At 56.8% G+C, this 18,300-nt stretch carries 20 protein-coding genes, 1 tRNA gene and 1 pseudogene; 10 read left to right on the forward strand and 12 right to left on the reverse strand.

Going from position 1 to position 18,300, the window contains the following annotated elements; genetic code table 11:
- Positions 1-111: 111 nt before the first annotated feature.
- A complete protein-coding gene (locus PKC29_08745; GenBank protein HML95500.1) occupies positions 112-942 on the forward strand; it encodes a M23 family metallopeptidase in 831 nt (276 codons plus the stop codon).
- Positions 943-1,198: 256 nt separating this feature from the next.
- On the opposite strand, the gene PKC29_08750 is transcribed toward PKC29_08745, so the two are convergent.
- Together PKC29_08750 and PKC29_08755 are read right to left on the reverse strand one after the other, a co-directional pair.
- Entirely contained in the window at positions 1,199-1,660 is a 462-nt protein-coding gene (locus PKC29_08750) for a copper chaperone PCu(A)C (protein ID HML95501.1), read from the reverse strand.
- 60 nt (positions 1,661-1,720) lie between these two features.
- Positions 1,721-2,332: an SCO family protein gene (locus PKC29_08755; GenBank protein ID HML95502.1), complete on the reverse strand. Its 612-nt coding sequence runs from the start codon at positions 2,330-2,332 to the stop codon at positions 1,721-1,723.
- A 528-nt stretch (positions 2,333-2,860) separates the two neighbouring features.
- On the opposite strand from PKC29_08755, the gene PKC29_08760 reads away from it, so the two are divergent.
- Positions 2,861-2,935, forward strand: a tRNA-Met gene (locus PKC29_08760).
- A gap of 95 nt (positions 2,936-3,030) precedes the next feature.
- Complete coding sequence (locus tag PKC29_08765) at positions 3,031-4,956, forward strand: pyruvate kinase (GenBank protein ID HML95503.1); 1,926 nt, start codon at positions 3,031-3,033, stop codon at positions 4,954-4,956.
- A 107-nt stretch (positions 4,957-5,063) separates the two neighbouring features.
- On the opposite strand, the gene PKC29_08770 is transcribed toward PKC29_08765, so the two are convergent.
- Positions 5,064-5,465 (reverse strand): hypothetical protein, encoded by a 402-nt coding sequence (locus PKC29_08770; protein ID HML95504.1) that lies wholly within the window; start codon positions 5,463-5,465, stop codon positions 5,064-5,066.
- A gap of 167 nt (positions 5,466-5,632) precedes the next feature.
- Between PKC29_08770 and PKC29_08775 the strand changes: the two genes are divergently transcribed.
- Positions 5,633-6,538 (forward strand): hypothetical protein, encoded by a 906-nt coding sequence (locus PKC29_08775; protein HML95505.1) that lies wholly within the window; start codon positions 5,633-5,635, stop codon positions 6,536-6,538.
- Positions 6,539-6,618: 80 nt separating this feature from the next.
- On the opposite strand, the gene msrB is transcribed toward PKC29_08775, so the two are convergent.
- From msrB to PKC29_08790, 3 genes are all read right to left on the reverse strand, one after another.
- The gene (gene msrB / locus PKC29_08780; GenBank protein ID HML95506.1) at positions 6,619-7,029 is read right to left on the reverse strand and encodes a peptide-methionine (R)-S-oxide reductase MsrB; all 411 of its coding nucleotides are present in this window, start codon (positions 7,027-7,029) and stop codon (positions 6,619-6,621) included.
- A 206-nt stretch (positions 7,030-7,235) separates the two neighbouring features.
- Positions 7,236-8,807, reverse strand: coding sequence for an MFS transporter (locus tag PKC29_08785; GenBank protein ID HML95507.1), 1,572 nt, complete (start codon positions 8,805-8,807; stop codon positions 7,236-7,238).
- Positions 8,808-9,069: 262 nt separating this feature from the next.
- On the reverse strand, positions 9,070-9,567 hold the full coding sequence (locus PKC29_08790) for a MarR family winged helix-turn-helix transcriptional regulator (protein HML95508.1): 498 nt from the start codon (positions 9,565-9,567) through the stop codon (positions 9,070-9,072).
- A gap of 140 nt (positions 9,568-9,707) precedes the next feature.
- On the opposite strand from PKC29_08790, the gene coaBC reads away from it, so the two are divergent.
- On the forward strand, positions 9,708-10,910 hold the full coding sequence (gene coaBC / locus PKC29_08795) for a bifunctional phosphopantothenoylcysteine decarboxylase/phosphopantothenate--cysteine ligase CoaBC (GenBank protein ID HML95509.1): 1,203 nt from the start codon (positions 9,708-9,710) through the stop codon (positions 10,908-10,910).
- Here the strand turns inward: coaBC and PKC29_08800 are convergent.
- From PKC29_08800 to PKC29_08810, 3 genes and pseudogenes are all read right to left on the reverse strand, one after another.
- Positions 10,894-11,280 (reverse strand): response regulator, encoded by a 387-nt coding sequence (locus PKC29_08800; GenBank protein ID HML95510.1) that lies wholly within the window; start codon positions 11,278-11,280, stop codon positions 10,894-10,896. The two genes, coaBC and PKC29_08800, sit on opposite strands and share 17 nt — an antisense overlap.
- 267 nt (positions 11,281-11,547) lie before the next feature.
- The gene (locus tag PKC29_08805; GenBank protein ID HML95511.1) at positions 11,548-11,841 is read right to left on the reverse strand and encodes an HU family DNA-binding protein; all 294 of its coding nucleotides are present in this window, start codon (positions 11,839-11,841) and stop codon (positions 11,548-11,550) included.
- Between the two features lie 228 nt (positions 11,842-12,069).
- Positions 12,070-12,923, reverse strand: a pseudogene (locus PKC29_08810) (pirin family protein).
- A gap of 140 nt (positions 12,924-13,063) precedes the next feature.
- Here PKC29_08810 and PKC29_08815 point away from each other — a divergent pair.
- On the forward strand, positions 13,064-13,426 hold the full coding sequence (locus PKC29_08815) for a helix-turn-helix domain-containing protein (protein ID HML95512.1): 363 nt from the start codon (positions 13,064-13,066) through the stop codon (positions 13,424-13,426).
- A gap of 65 nt (positions 13,427-13,491) precedes the next feature.
- Here the strand turns inward: PKC29_08815 and PKC29_08820 are convergent, their stop codons facing one another.
- The 3 genes from PKC29_08820 to PKC29_08830 all read right to left on the reverse strand — a co-directional run bounded on the left by PKC29_08820 (position 13,492) and on the right by PKC29_08830 (position 14,388).
- Entirely contained in the window at positions 13,492-13,803 is a 312-nt protein-coding gene (locus PKC29_08820) for a hypothetical protein (GenBank protein ID HML95513.1), read from the reverse strand.
- Positions 13,746-14,048, reverse strand: coding sequence for a hypothetical protein (locus tag PKC29_08825; protein ID HML95514.1), 303 nt, complete (start codon positions 14,046-14,048; stop codon positions 13,746-13,748). Before PKC29_08825 ends, PKC29_08820 begins: the two co-directional genes overlap by 58 nt.
- A 193-nt stretch (positions 14,049-14,241) precedes the next feature.
- Positions 14,242-14,388 carry a hypothetical protein gene (locus PKC29_08830; protein ID HML95515.1) on the reverse strand — a complete coding sequence of 49 codons (147 nt, stop codon included), beginning with the start codon at positions 14,386-14,388 and terminating at the stop codon, positions 14,242-14,244.
- 106 nt (positions 14,389-14,494) lie between these two features.
- Here PKC29_08830 and PKC29_08835 point away from each other — a divergent pair, with 106 nt between their 5' ends.
- The 4 genes from PKC29_08835 to PKC29_08850 all read left to right on the forward strand — a co-directional run bounded on the left by PKC29_08835 (position 14,495) and on the right by PKC29_08850 (position 18,222).
- On the forward strand, positions 14,495-15,682 hold the full coding sequence (locus PKC29_08835) for an ArsA family ATPase (protein HML95516.1): 1,188 nt from the start codon (positions 14,495-14,497) through the stop codon (positions 15,680-15,682).
- 142 nt (positions 15,683-15,824) lie between these two features.
- Positions 15,825-16,559: a glycosyltransferase gene (locus PKC29_08840; GenBank protein HML95517.1), complete on the forward strand. Its 735-nt coding sequence runs from the start codon at positions 15,825-15,827 to the stop codon at positions 16,557-16,559.
- Positions 16,549-17,193, forward strand: coding sequence for a phosphatase PAP2 family protein (locus tag PKC29_08845; GenBank protein ID HML95518.1), 645 nt, complete (start codon positions 16,549-16,551; stop codon positions 17,191-17,193). The genes PKC29_08840 and PKC29_08845 overlap by 11 nt, the downstream gene beginning before the upstream one ends.
- Before the next feature lie 45 nt (positions 17,194-17,238).
- Positions 17,239-18,222 (forward strand): glycosyltransferase family 1 protein, encoded by a 984-nt coding sequence (locus PKC29_08850; protein ID HML95519.1) that lies wholly within the window; start codon positions 17,239-17,241, stop codon positions 18,220-18,222.
- Positions 18,223-18,300 lie beyond the last annotated feature (78 nt).

Raw genomic sequence — 18,300 nt, forward strand, 5'->3', positions numbered from 1 at the left:
GGCCGGGGGTTGAATTCGGGATTCAAAATATGTAAGCTAGCTCTTCTCTGGACTTACCTGGTGGTTGCCCATTGGGGTCTTGTCTACCAAATTATTCTCGAGGAGAGGTGCATGGATAAGGATCATCTTACCATTATGCTGATTACTCCGGGAAGTAAGGGCCCTAAGGCGCTCAATTTAAAAATTTCCCACCTTAAATTCATCTTTTTCGTATTCTCGGTTTTTACAGTCGCTTCAATCCTGTCTTTCGCTTCCACCTATACCTTTTACAAAGATTCAGAATCAAAAACCAAGTCGGTCAAGAACCTGTCATCGACAATCGACAGGCTGAGCCAGAACCTGACTGAGAACATGGAGACCGAGGCCGACCTCAGGGCAAAGCTCCACGGCATAGAGGCCAAGCTCCTCGAAATGCAGGACATGCTCGACAAGAAAGGCATCAAGAAAGACCTGGCCGTCGGGGGCGAGTTCATACCCACCGACAGGCTCAGCCTATCCTACATCGATTACGTGGAGAGCGACGTAGATGTGCTGTTCGAGACGATGAAGAACCTCCCGCTCGGCATCCCGCTCGAAGGCAAGATAAATTCCGCCTTCGGCTACAGGAAGGACCCGTTTCGTTCGAGGGTCGGTTTTCATTCCGGTATAGACATAGACGCCAGCCAGGGGGACCCGATAGTCGCGACCGCCGACGGTGTCGTGAAAAAGGCGGGCTGGCAGAGCAGCTACGGAAAGGTCGTGGTGCTCGTCCACAAGGACGGCTTCGAGACGCTCTACGGGCACCTCTCGAAGATCACCGTCGAGGAAGGCGACGAGGTGAAGGTCGGCGACGTCATAGGCAAGGCGGGAAGCACCGGAAGGTCGACGGGAACGCATCTCCACTACGAAGTGATGAAAGACGGGAAGAGAGTCAACCCCGCGACTTTCCTGTCGCTGAAATAAGACAATCCGAAACACCCGGCCGTAAGGAAACGATCTTGCCGCCGGGACCGAGGCTGATTCATATACATCCGTAATTTCGGGGGAAGTATCCCTTTCGAGCGAGGTACACCGTGCGAGGAGAAGCCCGCCCTGTGTGACGCTCCATGCCGAACATCCTTCACGGATGCGGCGAAGCGGCTATTCAAATTGTGATAAGTTCTAGAGGGGTGTTTGGAGGGCCGAAGCCTGACTGTTCCCCGGCCCCGAATATTAATGCTCAGTGGTGGTGGCTGTGATCTTCCGACTGCTTGTCCATTCCCTTGACAGGGGCGTTGACGGTTACCTTCCCGGCTTTTTCGAAGTCGAGGACTATTTCTACATTCTCCCCACCCTTAAGCGGCTCCTTAAGCCCTATGAGCATGATGTGATAGCTCCCGGGCTTGAGCTCGACGGTGCCGCCGGCGCTAACCGCAACCCCGTCTACCTTCTCCATCTTTGCGACGCCCTTGTCGTCTACGGAGCTGAGGTGTATCTCGGTCGTTTCCGCCGCCGTGGACGAGGCGCCCGTGATCGTGTCGTCCTCGTCGCCGTTGTTGGCGATCTTCATGTATGCGGCCGTTATCGTCGACGCCGGCGGGACTTCCCTTACCCACGCGTCCGTAACGGTTATCGTATCCTCCGCGTTCGAATAACCGAAAGCAAAAAGTGCAAGCGCTACAGCGAGAAACAGACTCTTCATTTCGTTCTCCTCACCTTGGATTATTTGGCTGTTTTATCAGCCCTCATTAAGGTTTCCTGCCTAGAGTATTTTCTTCAAATCCCCCGCTATGGATTTCGGATCCATCTTGTCCTGCGGGTATCTCAATACGACCTTACCGTTTTTATCGAGAAGATATACGGCCGATGTGTGCCCCATTAGATAACCGGCTTTGGAGTCCGACTCTTCCTTCATATAAAAAGCCCGGAACGAATTCGCGACTTTTTTTATCTCGTCGGGCGTACCCGTAAGCCCCGTGAAGCTTTCGTTGAAATAGGGGACGTAATTCCTGAGCGCTTCGGGGTCGTCCCTCTCGGGGTCTATAGTGACGAAGAGGACCTTGAATTTATCCTTCTCGGCTTCGCCTACCTCTTTGGATACGCCGTTCAGGACCGAGAGCGTGACGGGGCAGATGTCCGGGCAGTGCGTATAGCCGAAGAAGAGGAACACCGGCTCCCCCCGGAAGTCGCTTAGGCTGACCTTGTTGCCGTTCTGGTCCGTGAGGGTAAAGTCCGGAATGTCCATTTCGAGCGAGTTCCCGTAATAATCATCCTTGACCTTATGGTCCCAGAGCTTGTAGAGGATCACCCCCCACCCCGCAGCGACTAAAATGAGCACCACGAACGAAGCGATTATTATATTTTTGCGTCTCATAGCGTTATTTCCCGGTGGAACGGCGAGAATATCTCCAACAGAGTTTATATATTACCCACTAATATTTTCAGCGTCTAAGAAGAATAACGAGCCGGGGTGGATAGGAGGTCATGCCGCGTGAAACCAAAGACTCTCATAAAAACAAAAGGGAATGCCTCGATTGTCTCGCGGGCATTCCCTTTTTAAAGGAGGATGGAGGATGAATTGTTAAGTCTTGCGGTTAAGATTAGTAATAAAAATAAAGTATTTTACTTAAGGTGTCAAGGGGCATTTTTCCGGCGCCACAATAATACCGCAAGCCATTGATATAACTGCATAATATTTGCAAGAAACGGCGCTTCGCACGTCGCTTTTCATTCCCGAGGGCGAGCAGGCATAAAAATTTGATTCCCGCCCGTATCGCTTCTTTCGGCCCGGAGCATTCGGGAGACTTGAAACTTGACGGGCGCGTGATATATTTCAACACTTCTGACGGGCAGGCAGACAACTTGCCCGCGTAAACTAGAGCATTCCATACCGCAAAAATCAGGCGACGTAGCTCAGAGGCAGAGCAGGGCTCTCATAAGGCCCGTGTCGGTGGTTCGATTCCACCCGTCGCCACCATTCCCAACCCTCTTTTCAGTCAGCCGGATAATTTCAGGTTCTTCATACGGAATAAACAGTACCCCTGTAGGCTTCTCTGTAAGAAGAGGTGACGAATGGAATCCGTAAACAAGTGCGGCGGCCCCCGGGGAACAGGCATCGGGTGCGCCGGCGGCCAGGGACAATCGAAAGACGGGCTTCTAAGGCTCATACGCCTGCTCGGCGATATGCGGGGAGAGATGCTCCGCTTCGCGTCGGATTGCCGGGGCGCCGCCCTCGGCGAAGTAGACCCGGCATACGTGAGAAGCGCCGAGAACCTCCTTCACTACCTGGCGCTCAGGCGTCACGACCTCCGGGAGCTCCAGTCCGAACTGGCCGAGCTCGGCCTTTCCTCGCTCGGGCGCTCGGAGTCCCACGTGATGGCCACGATAGAATCGGTGCTTAAGACCCTTTGCCTGGTGGCCGATTGCCCTCCCGAGGTTTCCGAAGATGTGACCACGCTCGATTTTAAATCGGCGAAACGGCTCCTCGAAGAGCATACCGAAAGGCTCCTCGGACCAATGCCCGAAGGGCGGAACGTCTATATAATGGTGACGATGCCGAGCGGCGCGGCGGAAGACTACGCGCTCGTCCGCGGCCTTCCGGAGAGCGGCATGAACTGCATGCGCATTAACTGCGCCCACGACGACCCGGAGAAATGGACCGGCATGATCGGCAACCTGAGGCGCGCGCAGGAGGAAACGGGAAAGCCCTGCAAGATCATAATGGACCTCCCCGGCCCCAAGCTCCGGACAGGGCGGCTCCGTCCCGGGCCGCGCGTTCTTAAATACCGCCCCGTGCGGGACGCGTACGGCAGGGTAACGAAACCCGCGAAGATATTGCTCAGGGCCGAGGGCTCGCCCGGGCCCGAAGACAGAGGCGCTTACGACGCCGTCGTGACAGTCTCCGGCGAATGGCTCAAGAAGATTCACCTGGGCGGCACGGTCAGGTTCGTAGACGCGCGCGGCTCCAGGCGCTCGATGAGGATTACGGCGTGGACGGAAGAGGGGTTTCAGGCGGATGCCGTCAGGACAGCCTATATAACCCCCGAGACGCTCCTTCGCCTGAAAAAGAGAGACGGCCTCGGCGCGTGGAGGACAAATGCAGGCGGAATATCCCCGCAAGAGAACTTCATTACTGTCGGCACGGGCGACGCACTTATACTGACGGGAAGCTCCGAGCCCGGCTCCCCCGCGGAACGTGACGCCGACGGGAGGGTGACGTCACTGGCTGTAATCGGCTGCATGATCCCGGAGATACTCGGCGACGTAAACGCGGGCGAGCCCGTCTGGTTCGACGACGGGAAGATAGGCGGCGTTGTCGAGGAGAAAACCGGCGGCGGGCTCAGGATCCGCATTACCCATACGAGCTCTGAGACGGCTAAGCTCGGAAGCGACAAGGGCATCAATTTCCCGGGGAGCAAGCTCGACCTGCCGGCGATTACGCCCGAGGACGTTTCGATTCTCGAATTCGTCTCGGAGCATGCCGACATAGTCGCCATGTCGTTCGCGAATACGGCCGAAGACGTGAAGTCGCTTCTCGCCCACATAAAACGCCTGGGCAAAGGCGAGCCCGGAATCGTGCTCAAGATCGAGACGCGCCGCGGTTTCACGAACCTGCCGGCCATGCTTCTCGAAGCAATGAAGAGCCCGTCCTGCGGCGTGATGATCGCGCGCGGCGATCTCGCTGTCGAGACGGGATTCGAGCGTCTCGCCGAGGTTCAGGAAGAGATACTCTGGCTCTGCGAGGCGGCACACGTGCCCGCGATATGGGCGACTCAGGTGCTCGAAAGCCTGGCCAAGCAGGGCTCGGCGACGAGGGCCGAGATCACGGACGCCGCCATGGGGCACAGGGCCGAGTGCGTCATGCTCAACAAGGGCCCCCACATCCTCGAAGCCCTTAAGGCCCTGGGCGACATAATGAAACGCATGCAGGCGCATCAGATGAAGAAAATGGCGATGCTCCGGGAATTGAGACTGGCCTACAACTTCCCGCACGAGTGAATCAGGCAATGAGGCGCTCATGGCCCCGGCGCGCGGCTATTTAAGCACCGCGTATGATCTTCCAATCCACCTATACCTGTTTGCTCTGCATACGATTTTAATAACCGCTACTCGACGAATATATTCAAAGTACAGTTAACGGAAAAATGTCCAAAATCTTCCGAAACGAGATCGAACGAAAGGAAATTCAAATCCCGTGAACCGTCAAGGTTGATTATGCTCCCGGTGCCGCCTTCGTCCGCCTGGAATTCCAGGCTGCGGCAGCCCGAACGCTGATACGTGAAAAAGCCGATATCCAAAGGCTCTATACCCGTACCGCCCGCGTAAAGCGCAAACTCCAGCATGGTGTCGCAGATCCACTCGGAGTGAGCTGTATCGAAATCGGGCCCGTTTAATATTCTATCGAGGTTAAAATCGCAGTTTTGACCCCCTCCCCCTCCGCCGCATCCGCCTGCGCTCAGGAAACTTACGGCGACGACAAGCACGACGAGAGAAAATACTTTTTTCATGACCACCTCTCCCATTGGCGAAACAACAATTTCTATCTTAACAGAAAATTTATTTAAAATGAACATGTAATAACGACGGAACGTAACACGCCCGGCTGCAAAACGGGGAAAGGAGATTTATAATTCCTTATCCTCCGCCGGAAAGGCGGCAGGACAGGAGGCGGAGAATGGAACCGTTGGACGAAAGAGCAGCAATACGGATTAGAGAGACGGGAAGCGCCGTGCGTATCGTTCTATTTTTGCCGATTGCGGTTTTGATGCTGCTCGCCGCGGCGTGTGACGACGGCGGGGGCGGGAAGAATCACGGCGAAGCCGTAGCGTCGGTCGTCGAGCGCTCACGCGACGCCGGCCAAACCAACGACTTCCTGAGGCTGATCTTCCTCCCGGCGGACGTGACGACCGATACGCTCGGGAGGCCCGGCGCGCTCAGGGTGTTCGTAAGCGTGGCCTCCTATTTCGAGCCGCCCCTTTCGCTTTTCAAGACGGCCGACTTCTTCGGCATTCCCGTCGGCGAGGCCCAGAGGCAATTGGACCTCGTCGCGCTCAGGTGCCTTCCCGAGGACCCGGCCGTTATCGATCCCGGCCTCGCCACGTGGCCGCGCGTGTTCGAGCTTCTGACGTCCGACCTCGGGGGAGAATTTACCTGCCCTCCCGATTCGGATTCGCCCGCGAACGAGCTCTACTGCCTCGCTGCGGGGTTCGAGGACGCGCCGGGTGCGGACGTCACGGGAAGCATCGAGAACGCGATGGGACTCGGTGCCGCTATAATGTCCGACGCTGATCTATCGGCGGCGCTCCGCCAGGTCTACGGTATAGATCCCTCGTTCAGCGGGCTCGGATTTTCCGTAAATGCGAGCGCAGGGAATTCCCTTACCGCCGCACAGGCGCTCGAATCCTCCGTCGTCACGGAATACCTCGTCAGGAACGCCACGTTCGAAGAGGCGGGCTGCTTCTGCGTGCGCGTGCCGCCTTACGAGGGGCGCGAGGACGACCCGCTCGACGTCGATTTCATAGTGAGCCACGGCGGCTTCGGTGAATGTAGAACGGTGGACAGGCTCGGCGCCGGACGCTAGGAATTCAGGAGCCCGGGAAGGCCGCCCCGCGTCTCGGTCAACGGGGCCCTGCCCGGAACGAATGGCCGGCACGGGGACCTCTATTCTTTACCGTCGCCGTCCTTGTCGAAGTCCAGCGATGCAGAGTTGATGCAGTACCTGAGCCCGGTCGGCGCGGGGCCGTCGGGGAAGACGTGGCCGAGGTGAGCCCCGCATTTGGTGCAGGTGACTTCGACCCTCGTCATTCCGAAGCTCGTGTCGAGCTCCTCGTCTATTCCGGCGCCCTCGGCCGGCTCGTAAAAGCTCGGCCATCCGCAGCCCGAGTCGTACTTCGCATCCGAGGTGAAGAGCTCCTCTCCGCAGCAGACACACTTGTACATCCCTTTTTCCTTGTTGTCGTAATACTTGCCGGTAAAGGGCCTTTCGGTGCCTTTTTGCCTGGTGACGTAAAACTGCTCGTCGGTCAGCTTCTCACGCCATTCGTTGTCGGTTTTCTTTGTTTTATCAGACATTACAGCCTCCCTGAAACGGTTTTTGTAACGCCCACAGAATAATAAGTCTAACGAATACGGGGTAGAAGAATCAATATCGGATTACACAAATTCGCATGCTCGCATCGGAGCTCACACAGGAAGTTTATATGCTTTCAAACACTATTTGGATTCAGGAATATAAAAAACGCGGGAAGGAGCCGCCGGCACGAAAGCCGAAAGAGGCTTTAACCGGGCTTCAGCCTGCCTATGGTCAGCCACGATACTATGGAGCCCGCGAAAAGGAGGGCGGCCGAAATCTCCATCATCGTCCTGAAGGTGCCGAGGAAGGATTCCGATATCACGCGCCTGAGCTCTATTTTTGTGCCGGATGGGAGATTCTCGGGGATATCTATGGCGGCGAGCTTTATGCGCTGGGAATCTATCGCCTGGATGGTGTCCGGCGTAAGGTCCATAACGGCCAGCTCCCGGTCGAGGTTGCCGTTGAAAGTGGAGAGGGCGAAGACTCCCAGTATGGCGATGGAAAGGAGGCCCGCTATCCTTCCGACCGTGTTGTTGATGGCGGACGCTATCCCCGAATGCTCTATGCGGACGGAGCCCATGACTGTCGTCGTAAGCGGCGATATCGTCACCGCCATTCCGACGCCGAGCGTGACTATAGCCGGGAAGAAGGTCGTCCAGTAGCTGCCGCCTATGTCGGGGCGCGTGAAGAGGAGGCAGCCTATACCGGCGAGGAGCGTGCCCGCGATTATCGGCAGCCGGGCGCCGTAATTCCCGACGAGCCCGCCTGCCCATCTGGAGAACAGGAATAGGGCGAGGACGAGCGGTATGAACGCTATGCCCACCCCGGCGGCGGAATAGCCCTGTATCTGTATGAGGTTAAACGGGACGAAGAATATGCCCCCGACCCACGCCGCCCAGAAAAGAGCCGATACGATGTTCGCCCCGCTGAAGGTCATCGATCGGAACAGGCTTAGCGGCATCATCGGCGAAGGGGTTTTGTATTCGTGGTAGAGGAACGCTACGAGGGACAGCCCGCCGGCGACGAACGGCACTATGACCTTCGGATGTCCGAAGCCTGAATTGCCCGATTCGATGAGCGCATAGACTATACAGCCGAGGCTGAGCGTCGCGAAGAGTGATCCCGGGATGTCGAGCTTCCCCTCGCCGTTGTCCTTTTTGGTTTCCGGTATCTTGAAGAAGAGCGCGGTGAGAACGACGATGCTGAGCGGAATGTTAATAAAGAACACGAGCCGCCAGGAGATATTCTCGGCCAGCCAGCCGCCCAGAATCGGCCCGAGGGCCGTAGTCATGGCAGTGAATGCCGACCACGTCCCTATGGCCCTCCCCCTCTCCTTTTCGCTGAAGGAAACGTTCACGATGGCGAGGCTCCCCGGCACGAGGAGCGCGCCGCCGACGCCCTGAAAGGCGCGCGCGACGATCAGGTGTCCCGTGCCCGGTGCAACACCGCACCATATCGAGGCCAGCGAAAATATAGCGACGCCGACGGCGAACATGCGCTTCCTGCCGAACTTGTCCCCGAGCGCGCCGCCCAGGAGCATAAGCGAGGACATGAATATCGCGTAGGCTTCCACTATCCACTGCATCTGCGGAATCGTGGCGTCGAGCTCGAGCTGAAGTATGGGAAGGACGACGTTCATTGCCGTACTGTCGATGAACGCCATGCCCGAGCCGAGTATCGTGACGAGAAGAACCCACTTGCCTTCGCCCCCGGCGAGGGAATGCACGACTGCGACGCTGTCTATGACGGTTTTATCTACGAGGTGTTTTTTGGGCACTTAACAGCTTCTCGCCTTTTAAAAGATGAGCTTCATTATCTCCCGGCCGATACTGCCGCCGGGGCATATGCCGCAGGGTCTTCTCCTCGCCGGCAAGGCCGGGCATACGGCACTGCAGCGGCGGCCCGGAGCGCAAACTCCCCCTCTCCGGGAACGCGGAGTTAACTTATTTTACCTGCATGAGAGGAAATTACAGGAATTGAGCCCGCTTGCATTATTACGAGGAGCCGGAGATTCGAAAACGCGGAGGCGAATAAAGGCGCTACAACCGTATTCGGTTTATGAGCTCCGAGAGGTTGGTCATCATGGAAGCCCAGCTGCCGAGTCCGATCTTCGTTTTTAAATCTTCCTGGGTCTTTCGCCAGATGGGGTAGGCCTCCTCCAGCTTCTTTTTGCCCGAGTCCGTAATCTTTACTATCCGGGTCCTCCGGTCCTCACCGCGTCCGATCTTGATGAGGCCGTTCCTTCGCATGGGCTCGAGATTACGGGAAAGAGTGGTTCTATCCGTTACCATTTCCTCGGCAAGCTTGCTTACGCTTATTGGCCCGAGGGCGAGGACGAGAACGAGGAGTGTGTACTGCGTGCCCCTCAGGTTAATCGATCTCATAGCATTATCGAAGAGCTGCGTTACGACGCGCATGCCCTTCCTCAGGTTAAAACAGGTGCATTCCCTGAAACCGTCCAGAGTGGGAAGCTCCTCCGATCCAGGCGTTTCGGCCTCGTGATTATCGATATTATCCGTGGCGCACCCCCTTTTCACACTTTATTATGTATACACTGATAAATGAATAGTCAAGGCCGAATGGTGAATTGTACAATTATGCTAAGCTCCTTATAATTACAGTGGCGTCCGGAAGAGCTCTTCGTCCGGCATGCAATCTCATCCCGCGGGGGAGATAAATGTCCGCAATCAGAGGGAAAAATATCGTTCTCGGGGTCACCGGGGGAATAGCTGCGTACAAGGCGTGCGAGCTCGTAAGGGCCCTCGTCAGGGAAGGGGCGTCCGTCGAGGTCGTAATGACCAAAAACGCCATGGAATTCGTCACCCCGCTTACGCTCCAGACGCTCTCGGGAAACAAGGTCGCGACGCGTCCCTTCGACCCTGTTTGGGAATCCGAGATCGGGCACATAAGCCTTGCGGACAGGGCGGACCTCGTCGTGATAGCCCCGGCCACGGCAAGCTTCGTAGGGAAGATGGCTACCGGTATAGCCGACTCGCTTCTGGCGACGCTGGTCCTGGCGACCCTCGCGCCCGTGATCGTCTGCCCGGCGATGAACGTCAACATGTACAACAACGGCACCGTTCAGGACAACCTCCGGAAGCTGAAAGAAAGGGGCGTCACGATCGTCGAGCCGTCCGAGGGATTCCTGGCCTGCGGATGGGAAGGGAGAGGCCGGCTTCCGGAAACGGAAGACATAATGAGCGAGGTCGAGTCCGCGCTCACGCCGAAGGACATGGCCCGCGAGAAGGTGCTCGTAACCGCAGGGGCGACGAGGGAGTATATAGACCCCGTAAGATTCATATCCAACCCGTCGAGCGGCAAGATGGGATATGCGCTTGCCGAAGAGGCGCGGATGAGGGGCGCCGAGGTCGTGCTGATTTCCGGAAAGAGCCCGCTCCCGCCGCCGAGGGGCGTCGAGCTCGTCGGCGTCGAGAGCGCGGACGATATGTACGCCGCAGTGATGGAGCGCCTCGACTGGTCTACGCTGGTGATCAAGGCCGCGGCCGTCGGGGATTACGCCCCGGAGTCGAAGGCCGGCGGGAAGATCAAGAAGACCGGCGAGGAGCTTGGCCTCAGGCTCAGACGAACCAAAGATATATTAAAGGAGATAGGCGAGAGGAAAAAGCAGCAGATCGTCGTCGGGTTCGCCGCCGAAACGGAGGACCTCATGGCGAATGCCGCAATCAAGCTCAGGGAGAAGAACGCCGACATGATAGTGGCGAATAACGTCGCCGCACCGGGGGCGGGATTCGAGGCGGACACCAACGAAGTGTGCCTCCTGTTCGCTTCGGGCGCGATGGAAGAGCTCCCGCTCGCTCCGAAAAAAGAGATCGCCGGGATCATCTTCGACAGGATTTCGGGGCTCAGGAAATCTGTTTGATATTGAAAGATTCCAGGATAAGATTGAGCCTGTGGGCTATGTCCTCGACGGTGCTGTCCTTCGTTATATAACCCACAGCGCCCATTTCGAGGCACTCCGTAATCTTCTTCATCTCGGACAAGGCAGTCAGCATAACGACGGGTATCTTCCTGTGCCTGTCGTCGTTCTTTAGCACCTTCAGCAGCTCCATACCGTTGTATCTTGGCATGACGATGTCGAGCACTATAATGTCCGGCGTGAACATCGGGAGCTTGAGAAGAGCATCCTCGCCGTCTACGGCTGTTTCGACCGTGTAGTTCCTCGAGCTCAGGATTCTTGTGTAGAGATTCCTGAGGGATTCTTCGTCTTCTATCAGGAGCACCTTGGCCATTTCAGTCCCTCTCGTCCGTAGCCCTAAAGAACGCACACGTCGTACTTAACCGATTTATTTAACTATATATTTACCGGCTACTGAGGAATTATACAGCTTAAAAAAAATATTTGTGACTATTTATAACTACTGATAAGAAATTTTCCTTGCGAATGGGTCGAAGCCGTACAAGTCTACCTTAAGGGATAACGGCCGTTATCCCTTAAGGTTAACCTGATATCCGAATAAGATATTATCTGGTGCTGCGGAGTCTGGAGTTGGCTGTTACTATCCTAAAACGGCGTCCTTGCAGGCCTTGGCAACTCTGAACTTTACGACCTTCTTAGCCGGTATCTTTATCTCTTCACCGGTGGCGGGGTTTCTGCCGATCCTCGCCTTTCTGTTATCGAGAACGAGCTTGCCTATTCCGGGAATCGTGAATTGCTTATTCTTCTTGGCTTCCTTATAAGCAACCGCGGCCAGCTCGTCCAGAATTTCACCGGCGACCTTCTTGGTAACGCCGGCCAGCTCTGCAATGTGGTTTGCCAACTGAGACTTGGTCATGGGCTTCTTCTCTGCCATCTCCCTCTCCTTTAAAGTGAGTATTTTCGTGAATACTACAGAAACGCACTGTAAAAATCAATACAAAAGAGAAAAATACGAATATCGAATCGATGCGCTATACCGCCTTTTCAGAAAGAGAACGCGTGAAGAGGAACGGTCCGCGAGACGGCATGCGGACATAGAGAAGCTTCCTTCCCCATGCCCCCTACAGAAGAGACGAAGCGTATGCCGGGAATATTCCCGCCGTTAAAATTTGCCCGCCCTGTAGTCGTCGATCGCTCGGCGAATCTCCTCGGTCGTATTCATGACGAAGGGGCCCTGGCCGACCACGGGCTCGTCTATGGGCTCGCCGCTCAGGATGAGGACCTTCGAGTCCCGTCCGGCTTCGAGTGTCATCGTCTCGCCCTCCTTCGTGAAGAACGCGAGCTCTCTCTCGTTTATCTCATCCGCGCCGTTCACCAAAACGCCGCCCTTGAGGACGAGGACGAACGCGCTGAAGCCGTCCGGGATTTCGAAGACGGCGCCTTCCCGCCCTCGAGCCTCGCGTCCCACACATTTACCGGGGTGAACGTCCGCGCGGGGCCGCGAACGCCCCCGAATTCGCCCGCTACAACCCGCACCTCTCCCGCCCCGTTTTCGAGCGCCGCTGCGGGTATATCCCCGGCGAGTATCCCCTGGTAGCGTGGCTCCGTCATCTTGTGCCTGGCGGGCAGGTTCACCCACAGCTGGATCATCTCCAGCGTCCCTCCCCTCCGGCTGAACTCGCGCCCGTGCTTCTCGACGTGGAGTATTCCGCGCCCGGCCGTCATCCACTGCACGTCTCCCGGGCCTATCCTGCCCGAGTGGCCGGCGTTGTCGCCGTGCTCGACCTCGCCCTCGTAGACGATCGTCACCGTCTCGAATCCCCTGTGTGGATGGCGCTCGACGCCGCGCGGGGCGTCAGACGGCGGGAACTCCGCCGGGCCCGCGTAGTCGAGAAGGAGGAAGGGGCTGATTTCAGGACCCATGTCGTAGGAGAGCATGGTGCTCACCGGAAAGCCGTCACCTACCCAGTGCCGTCCCGTGTCGTGGGCAATGCGGGTTATTTTTTTCTCCGTCATTTAAGACCTCCGTAAAATTTTCATTGAAGCGCCCGTTTTAGGCTTTACTTCCGGCGGCTTTGTGATAATTTAGGCATGTACGATACTTTTGCAAGTACGGACATTCAGGATACCGCCCGATGCGGCTGGAGGAATAAGACGTGGCGAAGGATTATGTTTTCTGCCCGGTGGAAACGACGCTCGGCGTAATCGCGGGCAAGTGGAAGGTGATGATTATCTACTATCTCCTCCAGGGAAAGAGGAGATTCAACCGGCTCCAAAGGGAGCTAGGCGGGATCTCGCACCGAACGCTCACCAAGCAGCTCCGCGATATGGAGAGGCAGGGAATCGTCTTACGCGAGGACTACGGCGAGATACCTCCCCGCGTGGAATACAGCCTCTCGCCCCTGGGCGCGTCGCTCAAGAGCATACTCCTCGAAATGCACGAGTGGGGAGAGAAGTACGGCGGCATGATTCCAGCGGCCGGGGCGGACGAGGACGACGCGGAGAAGGCGGCCGGATAGGGAAAGCACGCCGGACTTGAGCGGGCAGCGGCGTCAATGTCAAACACGGGGGCGCGGCGGGGGCCTCAGACCTTCCGTTTCCACCAGAAGACGGCCAGGAATATCACGACGGCGATCGGGATGATGATCATCCATATGAACTGCTCGACGAAAGCCGCCCCGGCGACGCACGCCCCTAAAACTATACCGACCAGCATGAACCGCCAGTCGAGATGGACGCCGGCCAGGAACGTCGTCAGCGCCAGCGCCAGGAGGCAGAGTATACCGAGCTGGTTGTTGGTTATACGCCCTGCAGGGTGGTAGAGGAGATATATAAGTACTATGGCCGCGAAAAGGCCGGCCCAGTGAAGGATCTGGACGCGGATAATCCTCGACACGCCCTCCCCCTCCTCCTGGCCTTGGACCAGCCGATAAAGAGGCTCACGAGACCGAATACCGGGGCCATGCACGCCCAGTACCAGAAGCTTTTCACAGGTGCGAAGTTCGTCACGCCTATGCCGATAGCCGATAGCGCGATGAGGGTTATCAGTATGGCCTCGTCGGTGCCGATGGTCTTCGCCAGGCTCTCGCGGGGAGGCCGGGGGCTCGCGGATTCTTCGCTATAAGAAACGTCTTCGCTCATATTTTGCACCTGAAACCCATTATATCACTTTAACCGCCCACGGACAAAACAAGGCGTCGGGAAACTATATATACGGACAGAGAAACGGAGCTGTACATGCCGGATTCGCCGGATCGAGCATTCCGGGATTTCGGAGCCGGCATTCGGGCCGGCGACCCATTCCCATTGGCGAGGATACGCCGCCCAAAACGGGTTAGAAAGAAGGATTTATGAAGGTGAAGTAGATGCCGCCGATGAAAAGGAGGATGGTGGCCGCGGTAATGGCCGAGGCCAGGATCGTGAAGAGGCCCTCGTAGTTGTTCATCGTGCGTGCTTTTGTGAAATCCCTTTCGTCGCTCATTCGGGTTACCCCTCCTTGTTGATTCACGTATATATTATGCTTTCACAGACTCCTGTCAAGAAGGCGTCAGGTAGTATTATACGGAAGATTTTAAAGAGGATTCAACATGGCGAGAATAATTCTCTATACGGGAAAGGGCGGCGTCGGGAAGACGACAACGGCGGCCGCGACGGCGCTCCAGGCGGCCAGGAGAGGCTACAAGGCGCTCGTGATATCCACCGATCCCGCCCACAGCCTCCGGGATTCCTTCGACCAGGAAATAGGCCCCGAGCCGAAGAAGATAATGAAGAATCTCTACGCCCAGGAGATAGACGTCTTTTACTCAGTCGATAAATACTGGGGGAAGCTCACGGGGTATATACAGTCGCTCTTTAACTGGATGAAGGTGGACGACATTCTCGCCGAGGAGTTCAGCATATTCCCCGGCATGGAAGAGGTTTCGTGCTTCCTCTGGGTTTACAGCCACTACACCGAAAACGATTACGACGTCATAATCGTCGACAGCGCCCCTACGGGCGAGACTTTAAGGCTCCTGTCCCTGCCCGACGTGGCCAGGTGGTGGATAGTCAAGGTCTTCCCGATAGAGAGGAAGCTGCTCAAGGTCGTAAGGCCGGCCGTCAAGGTCGTGTCCGACATGCCGCTCCCCGAGGAGGAGACCTACGTCGCCATCGAAGACCTCTTCGACAAGCTGAACTCCATACACAAGATATTCTCCAACTCGGACGTAACAAGCATAAGGCTCGTCACGAACCTCGAAAAGATGGTGATAAAGGAAACCCAGAGAGCGTACACGTATCTCAGCCTCTACGGCTACAACGTAGACTCCGTCATCGTCAACAGGACGATGCCGACCCACATAGACCACCCCTTCTTCAAAGAGTGGCGGAAATCGCAGGCCGAATACAGAAAAGAGGTCGAGCATCTTTTCAGCTCTGTCCCGATATTCGAGGCGCCGCTCCACCAAAAAGAGGTCATGGGCACCGACGCCCTTCTCGAATTCGGCGACTCGCTTTTCGGCAGCAAGGACCCCATATCGATATTTTCGAACATAAAGCCCTACGAGATAGTGAAGGACAAAGGCGTTTACAATCTCGTATTGAAGCTTCCCTTCGTCGGCAAGGAAGAGGTCAAGCTCCACCAGGTAGCCGACGAGCTCACCATACAAATAGAGAACCAGAGAAGAAATATATTCCTCCCCGGCTTTCTGGCCAAGCTCAATGTCGAGAAGGCGAGCCTCGAGGGCGGAGAGCTCAGGGTAACCTTCGAAAAGCCCGCAAGGGGAGGAAAGAAGTGACGGGCTGTAAAAAGAACGCGGCCGGGCCCCGAAAGGCGCCCGCGAACCGGGCCGAATGCTCCACACCGGGCCCGCCCCTTTAACTGCAAATTCACGCTTCGTTAAAAACCCCTTAACACACCGTCATTAATATATTTTCGCAATGGCGATTCATCCCGGCGATTTGACTGTCGTTGTTCCCACGAGAAACGAAGAAAGGAATATAGGGAATTTCCTCCACTCGATACCCGACGGGATAAGGCTCGTGGTCGTCGACGCCAGCACGGATTCGACGCCCGATATTGTTTCTCGGGCGCGGCCGGATTATACTACAATCATCAGGTATCCGGGCACCATAACGGAAGCGCGTCTGACAGGAGCTGACGCAGCCACCACCCCTTGGCTTCTCTTTACAGATGCGGACGTCGTATTCTCGGAGGAATATTTCCGGAATCTCCGGGAGCTCGAAGAATACGATTTGATCTACGGACCGAAGCTCTCCCGCGACAGGCACGCGGGCTATTACAAATGGTTCGCTTACGGACAATTCCTGATACACCGGTTGGGTGTTCCGGCTGCCTCGGGGTCGAACTTCATCATACGAAGGGAAGCCTATGTCGAATCCGGGGGATTCGACGCCGCGCTCGCGTGCAACGAGGATTCGGAGCTCGCGTGGCGGGTGAAGCGCGCGGGGTTCACGGCGCATTTCACGTTCGACCTCGTCGTTTACGCGGAGGATCACAGGCGCGTCGAGATGGGCAGGACAAAGAAGACGCTCCATTCTCTTACGAGGTGCACTGCGCTATACTTTGGACTGATACCCGACAGATGGCGCGGCAGGGACTGGGGATACTGGCGCGGGTACGATTCGGACACGGAGCTCCGAAATGGAAACTGACAAAAAATTATACCAGCAGTCGGCCGAGCCTATAGTCATCCCCGAGGGATGGCGCGACAGGTCGGCCCGCATCATCTCCAACGTTTTCAGTCCGCCTCTCATAGCGCTCGTGTGTATCGTGGTAACCGCCCACGCCGCGAAGGCCGATTCCTCCCTGTGGTGGATATTCGTGTTCATCGCTCTTCTCATCATACCGCCTACGCTCTACATACTGTCGCTCGTTCATTCAGGCGCGGTAAGCGATTTCCACCTGAGCAGGCGTGAAGAGCGCGCAAAGCCCCTCCTCGTAATCTTCACGTATGCCTCTCTCGTTTTCGTCGTCACGTATCTTCTGAACGCACCGAAGCTTATGATCATCGTAACGGGCATCGCGCTCATCCAGATATTGCTCGTATTCCTCGTTACGCTCAGATGGAAAATAAGCGGTCACTGCACGTCGGCAGCGGGGCTGTCGTTCCTGGCGATAGCGCTTTACGGTGAGCCGATGATTCCGCTCACACTGATTATCCCGGTCGTTGCGTGGTCGAGGATAAGGCTCGGAAGACACACGCTGTACCAGACCATCGCCGGGAGCTTCCTCGGCGCTGTCACCGTAATGGGGATTCTCTACATTACCGGCTCGCTGTCCATATGATCCGTCCGGAGAGCCGGGGGAGGCTTTCAGCCGGAGGGCAATTCCATGAAGATCCTGCTCGTTACAGATGCGTGGCCGCCCCAGATAAACGGCGTCGCGCATACGCTGAGCTATGTAACGGGGCTTATACGGAGAGAGCATGACATAACCGTATTGAACCCCTACGTCGAGGGCTCGGAATCCCTCCCCCTCCTGATACACAACATACCGATCGTAAAGAACGCAGCCATACTCGCCGAAAGATACCTCGACGCGCATTCGCCGGGCAAGGTTCACATCGCCACCGAGGGTCCGCTCGGGCTCGCCGCAAGGCAGCTCTGCAGAAAGAACGGGATAGCCTACAACACCTCCTACCACACGCGGCTCGCCGACTACGGATGGCTCCTCTACAGGGTCCCGGCGTTCCTGACGTGGGCGTACATAAGGTGGTTTCACATGTGCAGCCGGAAGGTTCTCGTCACGACGAGGAGCATCACGAGGCAGCTCGGCCTCAGCAACTGCCTCGTCTGGGGGCGGGGCGTGGACACCGGGCTTTTCTATCCGGAAAGCGGCGTGAAGACGCGCGGCGAGAAAACGATCATCACGGTCGGGCGCGTCAGCAAGGACAAGAACCTCGACGATTTCTGCAGGATTCGCGGGTACAGGAAGATTCTCGTCGGCGGGGGGCCGTATCTTGATACGCTCAGGGCGAAATATCCCGATGTCGAGTTCACGGGCCCCGTGCCGCACGGCGAGCTCCGGCGTATGTACGCGAGGGCCGACGTGTTCGTCTTCCCGAGCAGGCTCGATACGTTCGGCCTCGTCATACTGGAGGCCATGGCGTGCGGGCTTCCCGTCGCGGCTTACGACGTGCCGAGCCCGAGCGATATTGTGAAACACGGGGTCACGGGATACATCGGGAACAACCTCGAGGAGTGCGTTGAAAATGCGTTCGGGAATCTCGGGAACGTCTCGGCAGGGGCCCTCGAGTATGCGAAGGCCCAGAGCTGGGACTCCATAGCCGAGCAGTTCGTAAACCACCTTGAGTGAGCGCAGGAAAGCCTTTAAAATAAAGGCGCCTGAAAGCAACTTTCCACCCCGGCCGAGGCGGCCGGATTTCTTAACATA

This window comes from Thermodesulfobacteriota bacterium, assembly GCA_035325995.1.
Lineage (GTDB): Bacteria > Desulfobacterota_D > UBA1144 > Nemesobacterales > UBA2774 > JADLGH01.

Excerpts from the sequence above, each read along its gene's own strand:
- PKC29_08845 (HML95518.1), top strand. The coding sequence starts at position 16,549 with ATGGAAACTGACAAAAAATTATACCAGCAGTCGGCCGAGCCTATAGTC.
- PKC29_08775 (HML95505.1), top strand. The coding sequence starts at position 5,633 with ATGGAACCGTTGGACGAAAGAGCAGCAATACGGATTAGAGAGACGGGA.
- PKC29_08805 (HML95511.1), bottom strand. The coding sequence starts at position 11,841 with ATGGCAGAGAAGAAGCCCATGACCAAGTCTCAGTTGGCAAACCACATT.
- PKC29_08850 (HML95519.1), top strand. The coding sequence starts at position 17,239 with ATGAAGATCCTGCTCGTTACAGATGCGTGGCCGCCCCAGATAAACGGC.
- PKC29_08765 (HML95503.1), top strand. The coding sequence starts at position 3,031 with ATGGAATCCGTAAACAAGTGCGGCGGCCCCCGGGGAACAGGCATCGGG.
- PKC29_08830 (HML95515.1), bottom strand. The coding sequence starts at position 14,388 with ATGAGCGACGAAAGGGATTTCACAAAAGCACGCACGATGAACAACTAC.
- PKC29_08745 (HML95500.1), top strand. The coding sequence starts at position 112 with ATGGATAAGGATCATCTTACCATTATGCTGATTACTCCGGGAAGTAAG.
- PKC29_08825 (HML95514.1), bottom strand. The coding sequence starts at position 14,048 with ATGAGCGAAGACGTTTCTTATAGCGAAGAATCCGCGAGCCCCCGGCCT.
- coaBC (HML95509.1), top strand. The coding sequence starts at position 9,708 with ATGTCCGCAATCAGAGGGAAAAATATCGTTCTCGGGGTCACCGGGGGA.
- PKC29_08770 (HML95504.1), bottom strand. The coding sequence starts at position 5,465 with ATGAAAAAAGTATTTTCTCTCGTCGTGCTTGTCGTCGCCGTAAGTTTC.
- PKC29_08840 (HML95517.1), top strand. The coding sequence starts at position 15,825 with ATGGCGATTCATCCCGGCGATTTGACTGTCGTTGTTCCCACGAGAAAC.
- PKC29_08750 (HML95501.1), bottom strand. The coding sequence starts at position 1,660 with ATGAAGAGTCTGTTTCTCGCTGTAGCGCTTGCACTTTTTGCTTTCGGT.
- PKC29_08755 (HML95502.1), bottom strand. The coding sequence starts at position 2,332 with ATGAGACGCAAAAATATAATAATCGCTTCGTTCGTGGTGCTCATTTTA.
- PKC29_08835 (HML95516.1), top strand. The coding sequence starts at position 14,495 with ATGGCGAGAATAATTCTCTATACGGGAAAGGGCGGCGTCGGGAAGACG.
- PKC29_08800 (HML95510.1), bottom strand. The coding sequence starts at position 11,280 with ATGGCCAAGGTGCTCCTGATAGAAGACGAAGAATCCCTCAGGAATCTC.
- msrB (HML95506.1), bottom strand. The coding sequence starts at position 7,029 with ATGTCTGATAAAACAAAGAAAACCGACAACGAATGGCGTGAGAAGCTG.